This window comes from uncultured Halopseudomonas sp. (assembly GCF_963977355.1).
Taxonomy (GTDB): domain Bacteria; phylum Pseudomonadota; class Gammaproteobacteria; order Pseudomonadales; family Pseudomonadaceae; genus Halopseudomonas.
Genome location: NZ_CAXBOV010000018.1, coordinates 85,325 through 97,207, shown reverse-complemented (window position 1 = coordinate 97,207; position 11,883 = coordinate 85,325). Strand labels below are relative to the sequence as shown.

Here is an 11,883-nt window from a genome sequence, read left to right as displayed (position 1 = left end):
TAACACTGACTTGTAATCAGTAGGTCCCGAGTTCGACTCTTGGTGCCGGCACCAGAAAGTAAAAAGCCCTGTCCTTTAAAGGACGGGGCTTTTTTTTGCGTGGTTCAAATCCTAAGCAACAGCCATCATTCTCTGATCAGCCTGTGCGTACGTCTAAGGTAGTGCGCCGCCACGGCCCGTAAAGAACCTGAAGTTTCGGTCGTCGACGTTGTTGAAAAATTCGAAATGCAGTTCGAAGCTGCTGTTGCTGAGAAGGCACAAGGCGTTGCTAAAGAAAGGGAACAGATGACCCGTTTCAATCGTGTGGCGTTTGTGCAGCTTTAACCGCCGATAAGTAGCAGGATAAAACCGGACCTCTCCGAGCTTGATAGCGATAATGAGGTTGGTGATCCCCAGCGGACGCTCCTTTACTAGGCGGTGGTCGAGGAAACCGTGAAGTCTCTCGATGTTTTAAACGTCGTTCCAGTACGGCTCGCCGTCGGGTCTAGGCAATTCGGGCTGCTACAACCTGGAGATTGCCGAAGTAGCCCTTTTGGGTGGTGCCCTGCTCAGCTGCTGAGCTGGTGCTATGATGGATAGCGAACTTCGATTTCGAACCTCACTCTGACCAAGGCGGCTCCCAATTGATATTACGCAACGCTGTTCAGCTAATCTGTTATCCCAATCGTATTGGCAATAATCTCACCGACCTGCATACGGCGATCAATCGTCATTTGTCTGATGCCATCGGTGGTATTCATATTCTGCCGTTTTTCCCCTCCAACGCCGATGGCGGATTTTCTCCTTTGACCCACAAGGAAGTTGATCCAGCCTTTGGCACCTGGGATGACATAGAGCGGTTAGCCGCCGAATATGACATCTGCTCGGACCTGACGGTCAATCATATTTCCGATGAGTCCGAGCAGTTCAAGGACTTCCTCGAAAACGGCCTCGATTCGCCCTATGCGGAACTCTTTGTGCACGTGAACCGCTTTGGCGAAATAACCCCGGATGACCTGGCCAAGATCCATATCCGCAAGGAGAAGGAGCCCTTCCGTGAGGTGACCTTCGCTGACGGCTCCACGGACCGCGTCTGGTGCACCTTTACCGAGCGCCAGATCGATCTCAATTACGAGGCGGATATCACCTATCGTTTGATGGAGGAATACATCGAATTCCTGACCAGCAAGGGAGTGAAACTGCTGCGTCTGGATGCCTTCGGCTACACCACCAAACGGATCGGTACCAGCTGTTTCCTGGTCGAGCCGGATGTCTATCGAATACTCGAATGGGTCAACGAGACAGCCGCGCGTAATGGTGCCGAGTGCCTGCCGGAGGTGCACGACCACACCAGCTTCCAGTACGCGATCAGCCGCCGCAACATGCATCCCTATGCCTTCGCCTTGCCGCCGCTGATGCTTTACACGCTGCTTGATAACAACAGCGTGTATCTGAAGAACTGGTTGCGCATGTGCCCGCGCAACAGCATCACGGTGCTGGATACCCATGACGGCATCTGTATTCCGGATGTAGAAGGGGTGTTACCCGATGACAGGATCAAGGAGCTGATCGACAACATCAATGCCCGCAGCGCGGACCCGATCCTGCGCCGCTCCGCGGCCCGGGTGAACAGCGTGGGCGCCATCTATCAGCTCACCTGTACCTTCTACGATGCGTTGATGAACAACGACGACAGCTATATCGCCGCGCGTGCGATCCAGTTCTTCACGCCCGGTATTCCCCAGGTCTATTACGTGGGTCTGCTCGCCGGCTGTAATGACGAAGAGCTGATGAACGCCACCGGCGAGCTGCGCGACATCAATCGTCATTACTACACTCTGGATGAAATGGATGAAGCGATCGAGCAACCGGTTGTGCAACGGTTACTTAAGCTGATGCGTTTTCGCTCCAATTATCCTGCATTCGACGGTCGCTTCGAGTTGAACTATTCGAACGATTCCAGCGTGGCCATGGCCTGGCGGCATGGGGATTACTATTGTCATCTGCTGGTGGACCTCAACTTCAAGACCGCAAGAATTACGTATCTGGACGAGGAGGATTTGAGCGAGAAGCTGTTTACCTGCTGATTGATCAGTCAGGCCGCTGTGCGCGGCCATTAAAAGAGCAGCCATCTGCGGCCTGGAGCTTAACCTTTGGCTGCAGAAACAGGCGGACTAGGTTCCGTTTCGGCCAGTTCGCGGCGAGCGGTCGCGACGAGCTCATCCGTGGCTCGATTGAGATCCAGCACGTCATCGTCGGGAACCGGTAGTTGCTCCTTGAGCAGCTCGTCGATACGCAGCACCTTGCAGTAAACGGGGTGTTTGGTCCCGAAATAGGCAAGCTGGCCCTTGAGCGTGTGAATGCTGCGCTGCAGGCTTTGTATGTCATTTTCAGCCATCGACTGCCGGATACTTTGCCAAAGGCTATCGTTATGCTCGACCAGCAGTTCGAGGAAATGCCTGATCAGGCTCATGTTGCCATCCATTTTTTCCTGCAGGGAGGCGTTGATCACTGACTTGGACTGGCTTGACGAAACGACCGGCGCCCGGTGGCGCGACAGTTCTTCCCTTCGACGCTGCAGCAGCTCGACCAGTTCAATCAGCGTTACCGGTTTGGCGATGTAACCATCAAATCCGCGGGACATTATGGCCTGACGCTCAGCTCCACCATTGAGGGCGGTGCAGGCAATCATTGCCGGTTGCGTCAGATTGTTTTGGGTCAGGTTGCGGAAGCGTTCAAGAAATTCGAAACCGTCCATTCCCGGCATGCGGATATCGACAAAGGCAATCGCAATGTCCTGGCTGTACGGAAGCTCCAGTGCCTCCTGAGCCGAGCTGGCCAGCCGCACATCCTTGACGCCCAGGCTATCCAGCAAGCTCTGCATCACGCGCAGGTTGGTCTCGTTGTCATCTATCACCAGGATCGGGCCGGTATCGGCAAAATCAGCTTCTTCGATCAGCCTGGCATTTTGCTCTCTTGAAGTGACCAGGGGCTCTGCAGGCGCCATTGCAACCTCGAAGGTAAAGCAACTGCCTTCGCCTATAGTGCTCTCGAGCATCAGTCTGCTGTCCATCCGACGCAGAATCTGACGGGAAATCGACAGACCCAGCCCCGCCCCCGCCTCCGGCGCGTCCAGATGACTGAAGCGGCGGAATATCCGCTGTTTATCTTCTGGCCTGATGCCCGGGCCCGTGTCGCTGATGCTGAATTTCAGGCTGAACTTGTGATCATCCGCTGGTGCTGACACACAGCTCAGCAGGACGCTGCCCTCGCGGGTAAACTTGATCGCGTTGCCGACCAGATTCATCAATACTTGACGCAACCGCTTGGCGTCGCCATTGAACCAGCGACCGGCCAGAGTGTCGTCGACCTGCAAACGAAGTTCGAGTCCTTTTGCCGCTGCGTTGGTTTCGAACAGAGTGAAAACTTCCTGCAATACCTCCTGCGGACTGAACGGATCAAGGTGTATATCCAGAATGCCCGCCTCAAGCGCTGACAGATCTATCATTTCATTTAGCAGGTTGAGCAAATGCTCTCCCGACCGATGCAATATGTTGATGTCCTGACGAAATGCCTCTGGCACGCTGCGAGCGAGGTACTGGGCGATACCCAGGATGCCATTTAGTGGCGTACGTATTTCGTGGCTCACATTGGCAAGAAAGCGGCTTTTCATCTGGCTTATGCGCTCGGCCTCTGCATGGGCGTTGCGCATTGCTTCCTCCTGCCTCTTGCGCAGGGTAATGTCGGTCTGTACCGCGATAAAGTGGGTCAGTTTTCCGCTTTGGTCATGTGCCGGCTGAATATCCAGTTCCTGCCAGTATTTCCTCCCATCCTTGGCATAGTTGAGGATTTCCTGGCGCAAGCCTTGCCCGCTACGCAGATGCTCGCCAATCCGCAGCACTGCTTGCTGGTCAGTTTCCTCGCCCTGTAAAAAACTTCCCGGCCGCTGGCCCAGCACTTCAACTAGCGCGTAGCCGGTGATGCTTTCAAAGCTGGGGTTGACCCATTCTATTTGCCCTGCCGCATCGGTGATGATGACTGGGTTCTGGGTAATGGATGCCACTTTTTCCAGCAGACTTGCTCTGAATGAAGCCTCGCTGGCTTCCTGTCGTGCACGATGTATGTCTGCCTGATCATCGATCACGACCAATAGCTTGCGGTGCGAGCCCGGTGGCGCTTCGCTCGAGTCCGGGATCAGCTGCACATTCGCAATTGACGCAGCGCCCTGGGGGAAAACCACCCGGGTGTTGCTCCAGCGCCTGGGCTGATCCGATCCATCTTGCACGAGCTCGAGCAGGTCGGCGTTGTCCACGTTCGGCAACAAATTGCGAAGCATCTCGAGGGGCTCCGCGCCACCACCCGTATAATGTTGATCCCAGGCCGTGTTGGTAAAGACGGTAATGCCGCTGTCGAGATCCAGCAGGCTGACCATCAGGTCGCAGCGTGCAAAAAGCTGTGCCAGCCAGGCATTTATCTGTTGTCTGTGTCGTTGCTCGATCAGCTTGACTGTCTGCCGTCCGAGCAGAGCGAGCATCTCCTGCTGGAAGGCAGTAATTTCCGCGGGTTTTTGACCCAGTGCGCAAAGCGCGCCGATCCTTGCTCCCGAGCTCAGGCGTAGCGGTACTCCTGCATAGAAGCGTATTCGCGTCTCGCCTGCCACCAGAGGGATGTTGGCAGCGCGAGCATCTTTCAACGTATCGGGGATTACCAGGATGTCGTCGCTGGAAATAGTGTAAGTGCAAATCGATTCGTCCCGGCGGGTCTCGCACACATCAAGCTTGCCCTCCAGTGACTTGAACCATTGCCGTGAATGATCGATCAGCGTAATCGCAGCGAAAGGCGTGTCGAACACCAGAGCCAGCATTCGCGTAATATCATCGAACTCCTGCTCGGGAGGCGTATCCAGTATGCCGATACGATAAAGCTGGATAAGGCGTTCTGATTCGTCGAGATTAGGGTCGGAAACAATCATTTAGAGTTTTCGCTGATCGAATTTTATATGGGCAGACATATCTTTTTACCATGTTTTACCACCAGCGTTCATTGAACGAAGTTCCGATCCGGGCGCGGAAACCTTGAATTGTCTCTGGCAGAAACTTCCCAGGCGCTTCACCTAGCGTTTAAAAAGAGGTCGGGTTTTCAATCCAGCAGTGGCGAATTGTCTTCGAGCATTTGCAGGCGCATCGCTTGCGCCGCGGGTGACAGCGTATGTCCGGCACGGCTGACCAGTCCGTAGGCTGAATGCTGGTCAAAGCTGGCCTCTTTCATGGGTAGTACGACCAGGCGGCCGGCGCTGACGTCTTCGGCCACAACATCTCGGAAAGCCATACTGATCACGTTGCTCTGCGCGACCAGGGTCTTGAGCACCATGAAGTTGTCGCACTGGATGCTCACCGGGTGTTCCATGCCGGTAAGCTCACTGAGCTCCTGCGCGATCTTGCCGGGCATCTGGGTCGTGGCAAGGGGAAAGTCCAGCAGTTCATTGATGGTCAGGTCCCTGCGCCGGGCCAGTGGATGTTCCGGCCGGCAGAAGATGACGCCGCCATAGCTTCCCAGGGGCTCTATATTCAGTTGAGGGTCTTTCTCTAGGTCGCGAACGTCGGCGACGAATAGCTCCAGTTCGTCACGCAGCAGACGCTCACGCAGCCCCAGCCAGTTATCGATGATCAGATTGACGCGCACTCGAGGCCAGTGGCTGACCATACGTCCCAGCGCCTGCGGCACCAGCCTGGCGGCGGGGTAGGGCCCGCTGCCCAGCAGCAGCTCACCTGCTTCCAGATTACCCAGTTGGCTAACTGCATTTTCCAGTGCAAGGCTGCCCGCCAGAAGTCGTTGAGCGTGTTCCAGTACCACCTGCCCATGCACCGTCAGGCTGATGCCACGGGTATGGCGGTCAAGCAGCCGGCACTCCAGGCTGGCCTCCAGAGCCTGGATACTGCGGCTCAGAGCCGGCTGGCTGAGATGGACAGCCTCTGCGGCCCGGGCAAAATTGCCATGCTCAACCAGTGCGGTGAAGTGGCGTAACTGCTGCAGGTTTGTCATGCGGCCTCTGCATTGAATGAGATATTAAAATGCATTGGAATTATGCCTCTGCTTTTGTCAGCCTGCCAATATCGGCCATCAAACAATAATTCTGCGTATAAAACGCGAGGAGCATGAAATGAATCGGCGCGATCTACTGAAGTGGGCTGGCGCGCTGTCTGCCGGCAGCCTGGCCTCATCAATCACTGCACGAGCCGCGCTCTCCGGTACACATGCGCGCGGAACTGGGGCAGCGGCCCCGCGTGGGGAAAAGCTGAATATTCTGCTGATCGTCACAGACCAGGAAAGAGCCTTCATTGATTTGCCCAGCGTCGTGCATCTGCCTGGTCACGAGCAGTTACTAGCCTCGGGAGTGAGTCTGGATAATTTCCACGTCAACACCACGCCCTGCTCACCGTCTCGATCGGTCATGTTCACCGGCCAACACACGCAGAAGACCGGGGTGATCGCCAACATCGGCTTGCCCCCGTTCAACGAGCTGGGAGCTAACATTCCCACCCTTGGCCACATGTTGCGCGACCAGGGTTACCACACGGCCTACAAGGGCAAGTGGCACCTGTCGCACATACCCGAGTCCAGCGATCTGACCTATGGTGTGGTCCGGCCGACCACTGATGAGCTGCTGCCCTATGGTTTCGCTGACTTCAATCTCAACGGTGATCCCCATGGCTCGCACTTGAGCGGTTTCATCTTCGACAAGGTGACCGCCAGCGATACCGTGGGCTGGTTACAAGACCACAAGGACGATCAGCAGCCCTGGTTTTTGGCGGTCAATTTCGTCAACCCGCATGACATCATGTTCTATAGCTCCGGGCCGGAGCAGAAAAAATCCCGCCTGCGACAGAACTACCTTGGCCCGATCTCCGCCGGGCCCGCTACCGGGGTCTATGCCAAGCAATGGGACGTGCCGTTACCGAAAAGCTTCTATGCCGATGATCTGGCTACCAAGCCCTGGGCGCATCGCACTGATGTGGCGATCTGTAACCAGGTATACGGGCACATTGCGCCGGATGACGAACAGGCGTGGCAGGGGTTGCAGAGTTATTACCTGAACTGCATTCGCGATGTGGATCAGTCCATTGCCCAGGTACTTGCCGCATTGAAGGAGAGCGGCCGGGATCAGGACACCATCGTGATTCTGACGGCGGATCATGGTGAGATGGCCGGAGCCCACAAGCTCCGGCAAAAGGGCCCGCACATGTACAAGGAAAATACGCGGGTCAACTTTATCGTGCGCCATCCTGACATCCAGCGGGCGCGGAGCACTCCCGCCCTGGGCTCGGCAGTCGATATCGTCCCAACCGTGCTTGAGCTGGCCGGGGTTAAACCCGAGGTTCAGGCCGAGCGTTATCCGCAACTGGCCGGGGTTAGCCTGGCGTCGAGTCTGGGTGGTGCCGCCATGCGTTCAAAGCGGGATGAGCGCGGGCACCTGTTCAATTACGGCGTAGTGATGTATCTGGATCCGGAGTTCAGCGAGGCTGTGATGACCCATTCCGACACGGTTTCTCCATGGGCGATTATCAAGGAGTCACTGCGCCAGGGGCAGCTCGGACCATCTCGCGATAATCGGGCATTGTTCCGGGGGATTCATGACGGGCGCTACAAGTTTGCCCGTTATTTTGCACCGAGCAATCATCACACGCCCGAGGGTCTGGATGAGCTGATGAGCAATAATGATCTGGAGCTTTACGACACTGAGGCCGACCCTGATGAGTTGAATAATCTGGCGGCCGATCCGATCGCCCACCGGGGTGTGATAAACGATCTCAACCAGCGTCTCAACGGGCTGGTGAGTACCGAGGTGGGCGTTGATGATGGGCGCGAACATCCTGGACCAACCTTTATGTACGGCTGAGGAGTGACCCGCTCCTGTTCCTCAGATTATCAGTCCCTGCAGTTGTTCGCGCAGCATATCCGGGATGGGTGCTGGGCGACTGCTTGCCTGGTCTATCACCACCATCACGCTGTTTGCTACTGCCTGTAATCCATGCTCGCCGCTTGCGCAGCCGGTAAACACAAATGAGCTGTTGCCGATGCGATTGATGCCCGCGCGCAGGTCGACCGGTTTCCAGCCAGCGTGAAAGTGCAGATAGCTGACATCCATGGAGGCGATCAGTATGCCCAGGCCGCCAAGATCCAGGTGGCGAATGGCGCCAAAGCGTGCCTGTTCCATGTAGCGAGCCAGCGCAGCCTCGCCACGCTGGCTATCGGCGTCGAGATCGGCGTAGCGGGGCGTGAGCTGCTGGACGACCGGGAAGGTGGCTACCGAGCCGACGCGCTCCACATAATCCGCAGCTGGCAGCAGCAGGGCTTCGCCACTAGTCATGGCTTCCAGTCGCTCACGGGTAGCAGCGGGCAAATCGACCTGCTTGCCGTTCTCATAAGCGCCCATCAGCGCCTGCTGGGTGCCCACATGTTGATCGTTCTGAAACAGATCGCTGCGCACCCTGTAGCTGTCATTGGAACAGGTTTGCACTTGTATCTGGGCTTTGACCTCGCTGCCGTACCAGGTGACCTGGCGAAAATCGGTAACGCAGCGCAGCGGTCGCAAACGTACCGTATCGGAGAACCAGGCGTCGGGGCCAAACAGGTCCAGGTGAGCCTGCAGTCTTGCTTCCTGATGGAGTTGATAGATACGCGAGTTGTTTACGTGGCGCCAGGTGTCCAGGTCGGTAAAGCGCGGTGTCAGGCTGCAATGAAAGGTGTTTTTATTGTCTGTCATGGTGACGCGGTCATCCTGTGCATGATTCTTGTCTAGCCATCAAGGATCGGCATTTGAGCGCTGAATCGCAAGTTGCCAGGGCCATGATAGGCAGCGTAAATGGACGGTCATCTTGTCCGTGCAGTGCGTCGGGGCTGACAGTTCTGGCGCGATGGCCTACAGTTCCCGTTGATTCCCCATCACAGGTTAAGGACTGAGGTATGAAAAAAGCAGGGATAGCCGTCGCGGTCGTGGTTGCACTCGGCGTGGCTGGCACGGCAGGTGCGTGGTACACCGGTACGCAAATTGAACAGGTACTGCGTGATGCGGTAGCGCAAAGCAACGCACAGATAGAAGAAGCGATGCCCGGTGCGTCAGTGCGCATGGAAGTAGCTCAGTTTGAGCGTGGTCTGTTTTCCAGTTCCGTCCGCTATGAAGTCACTTATCCTGGGCCAGATGAGCAGGGCCCTGTGACCCTTGCTGTACTTGACCGACTCGAGCACGGTCCCTTCCCTGTGTCGCGTCTTGCCCGATTGCAATTGATACCGGTGATGGCCACCAGCAATGCGGTACTGGAGCGCAGCGAAAGGCTCGAACCTCTGTTTGCAGCCAGCGGTGACCAGACGCCGGTGCGCATCACCAGCACCCTGGGTTATGAAAACAGTGTGGACGGCCGTTTCAGCGTTGCCCCACTGACTTTCCAGAACGAGAAAGTAACAGCCGAGCTGGCTTCGGTGGCCCTCGACTTCGCCACCGATGTGGGGGGTGATGCGGTGGTTCTCGAGGGGCAGTGGGATGGCGTACGTGTAACCTCACAGCCCGATCTTGAAAAGTCGTTCACACTGAATCTGTCGGGGGTGACGCTCTACACCGATCAGCAGCGCGGCTCAGCGGGTATCTACCTGGGTGAAGGACGCCTGGCAATTGAAGCCTTGCGGCTCGAGAGCGAGGGAACCATGGTGCTGGAAGGATTGACGCAGAATACCGTTCTCAGCGAAGACGCCGGCAACCTTGCAGGTGGCATTGATTTCGGCTTGGCGAAGGTCATTTATGATGATCAGGAGCTGGGATCGGCAGAAATGAAGTGGAGTTTTTCACAGTTCGATCAGGACGCTACAGCCGAGATCAATCAGTTGTATAACGAACTGAATATGAGTGTTTATCGGGGTGAGGAACCACCCGAGCAAACCGAGCGCTGGAGACAGGCTTTTACTGCGTTGTTGGCCGCACAGCCAAAACTGGCGCTGGATCTGCTGGTGATTCGCACGCCAAACGGGGAGAGTCGAGCGCGAGCCGAGGTGCAGTTGTCCAGTCCCGATTCCTTCGATCTTGCCTTGCCAGAACTGTTGCCACAATTGCTTTCGAGGGTTGATTCGCACGTGCAGATATCCCTGCCAATGCTGCGGGACATGATCATGAACAAAACCCTGTTCGAGCCGGATGCGGATGCTGAAACGGTTGCCGTGGAAGCTGAGGTGATGGTCGAGATGCTGGCGAGTATGGCTGAAAACACTAACCTGGCCCGCAAGGAAGGCGACAATCTGGTGACCAACCTGATCTACGCCGATGGCGAAATCGAACTCAACGGCGAGGCAATTCCGGCACAGGCGCTGATGGGCATGTTGGCGCTAGTCAGTCCAGCCAACCCAGAAGCAGCAACAGAGTAAGGAGTCAGGCGTTGAAGGCAACAGCGGCGGCGCTCAAGAGTCAGTTTCAGCGACTCTTGATTCCCGCCGGTTGTCATCTTTCCTTACTGAGCTGCGATTGCGGGTAGCGCCAACTCGGCTCAGTATCGGGTGTCAATTGTCCGAAAAAGGTTCCTTGCCTTGTCACCCGCCAGACCACCTTCTGCTTCCTCAGCCCGCCGTTTTCTGCGGCTAGCCGGCACTGCCACGCGTATCGCCGGTGGCGTATTCGGTCAGCGGATTTTGCGCGGGCGCTCAGGGATCGACTGGCAGCCTGTTGGCGATCTGCTTGCTGAGGTGCTGGGCGACATGAAAGGCCCGGTTCTCAAGCTCGGACAGATGGCCTCGCAGTGGCACGACCTGTTGCCGGAGCCGGTCTCCCGGGCCCTTGGCTCTTTACAGAACAGGGTCCCAGCGCTGCCCTACGACCACCTTCAAGCTCATCTGCGCCACGTTTATCAGGGTGAGCTGACAGACTATTTTGAATTTATCGATGAGCAGCCCTTTGCGGCGGCATCTTTAGGCCAGGTGCATCGCGCCCGCGGGCTTGACGGTGAGGCACTGGTGCTGAAGATCCAGTACCCGGGGATTGCGGACATCTGTGCAGCTGATCTCAGACAGGTGCGAAGGCTGTTACCGCTAGGTCGTCTTTTTCGTGCGCCTGCGGCGCAGCTCGAAGGCATTTACCGTGAGCTGGAGCGGACAATTCACGCAGAGCTCGATTACGCAGCTGAAATGCAGCGACTCATTCGGTTTCGGGACTTCTTTGCTGACTGGGCTGGCATACTCTTGCCGCGTCCGATTGAGCCCCTGTGCCGACCCGGTGTGCTGGTGCTGACGGATGTGCCGGGTTTGCCCTTCGCAGAAGTCGGGCAGGCGCCATTGGAGGTCCGAAAGCGGCTGGCCAACACGTTGCCTGCATGGCTTGCTGCGCAGGCCTTTGATCTCGGTGAGCTGCATGCAGATCCCCATCCAGGCAACTTTGCCTATACCGCTGCCGGTGAGCTCGTGGTCTATGACTTCGGCTGCGTGCAATCGGTCCAGCCGGTCGTTCTGGCCGCCTATGTAGAGACTTTCAGGGCTTTGCAGTCAGGCAGTGCGGAACAGCTGGAGCGAGGCTTTCAAGCCTTGGGCACCCGTCAGCCGCAATCACCGCCGCCCTGGGCGCTCTACCGCAATCTGACACATTTGCTCAAGCCGCTTCTGCAATCGGGGGGGCTCTGGGACTTTGCTGATCAGCCGGTACATCAGGAAATTCAGCGATTGATACCCGATGCGCTAGCGTCTCTGGGGAGTCTACAACCGGCATCGGGCACCTTACTTATAAACCGGACGCTGGAGGGGCATTACTGGAGTCTGACGCGTCTGGGCGTCAGCGTGCCGGTGGCCGATCTGCTCGAGCAGCAGATCGACCGCGAGGGCCGGGCTTAGAGCTGGAAGAAGCGGACCTTTTCTTTCAGTTTTACAGCGAGTGCC

At 56.8% G+C, this 11,883-nt stretch carries 7 protein-coding genes; 4 read left to right on the top strand and 3 right to left on the bottom strand.

Features of this window, described 5'->3' with window-relative positions:
• Positions 1 to 623: 623 nt before the first annotated feature.
• The gene (gene gtfA, locus AAC076_RS11615) at positions 624 to 2,066 is read left to right on the top strand and encodes a sucrose phosphorylase (protein WP_339845774.1); all 1,443 of its coding nucleotides are present in this window, start codon (positions 624 to 626) and stop codon (positions 2,064 to 2,066) included.
• A gap of 59 nt (positions 2,067 to 2,125) precedes the next feature.
• Here gtfA and AAC076_RS11610 read toward each other — a convergent pair whose 3' ends face one another.
• Positions 2,126 to 4,951 (bottom strand): ATP-binding protein, encoded by a 2,826-nt coding sequence (locus tag AAC076_RS11610; protein WP_339845772.1) that lies wholly within the window; start codon positions 4,949 to 4,951, stop codon positions 2,126 to 2,128.
• A 167-nt stretch (positions 4,952 to 5,118) separates the two neighbouring features.
• Positions 5,119 to 6,021, bottom strand: coding sequence for a LysR family transcriptional regulator (locus AAC076_RS11605; RefSeq protein WP_339845769.1), 903 nt, complete (start codon positions 6,019 to 6,021; stop codon positions 5,119 to 5,121).
• 118 nt (positions 6,022 to 6,139) lie between these two features.
• On the opposite strand from AAC076_RS11605, the gene AAC076_RS11600 reads away from it, so the two are divergent.
• Complete coding sequence (locus tag AAC076_RS11600) at positions 6,140 to 7,876, top strand: sulfatase-like hydrolase/transferase (RefSeq protein WP_339845767.1); 1,737 nt, start codon at positions 6,140 to 6,142, stop codon at positions 7,874 to 7,876.
• A 21-nt stretch (positions 7,877 to 7,897) separates the two neighbouring features.
• On the opposite strand, the gene AAC076_RS11595 is transcribed toward AAC076_RS11600, so the two are convergent.
• Positions 7,898 to 8,743 (bottom strand): hypothetical protein, encoded by an 846-nt coding sequence (locus AAC076_RS11595; RefSeq protein WP_339845765.1) that lies wholly within the window; start codon positions 8,741 to 8,743, stop codon positions 7,898 to 7,900.
• A 200-nt stretch (positions 8,744 to 8,943) separates the two neighbouring features.
• On the opposite strand from AAC076_RS11595, the gene AAC076_RS11590 reads away from it, so the two are divergent.
• Positions 8,944 to 10,389 (top strand): YdgA family protein, encoded by a 1,446-nt coding sequence (locus AAC076_RS11590; protein WP_339845762.1) that lies wholly within the window; start codon positions 8,944 to 8,946, stop codon positions 10,387 to 10,389.
• A 159-nt stretch (positions 10,390 to 10,548) separates the two neighbouring features.
• Entirely contained in the window at positions 10,549 to 11,838 is a 1,290-nt protein-coding gene (locus tag AAC076_RS11585; RefSeq protein ID WP_339845759.1) for an AarF/ABC1/UbiB kinase family protein, read from the top strand.
• Positions 11,839 to 11,883 lie beyond the last annotated feature (45 nt).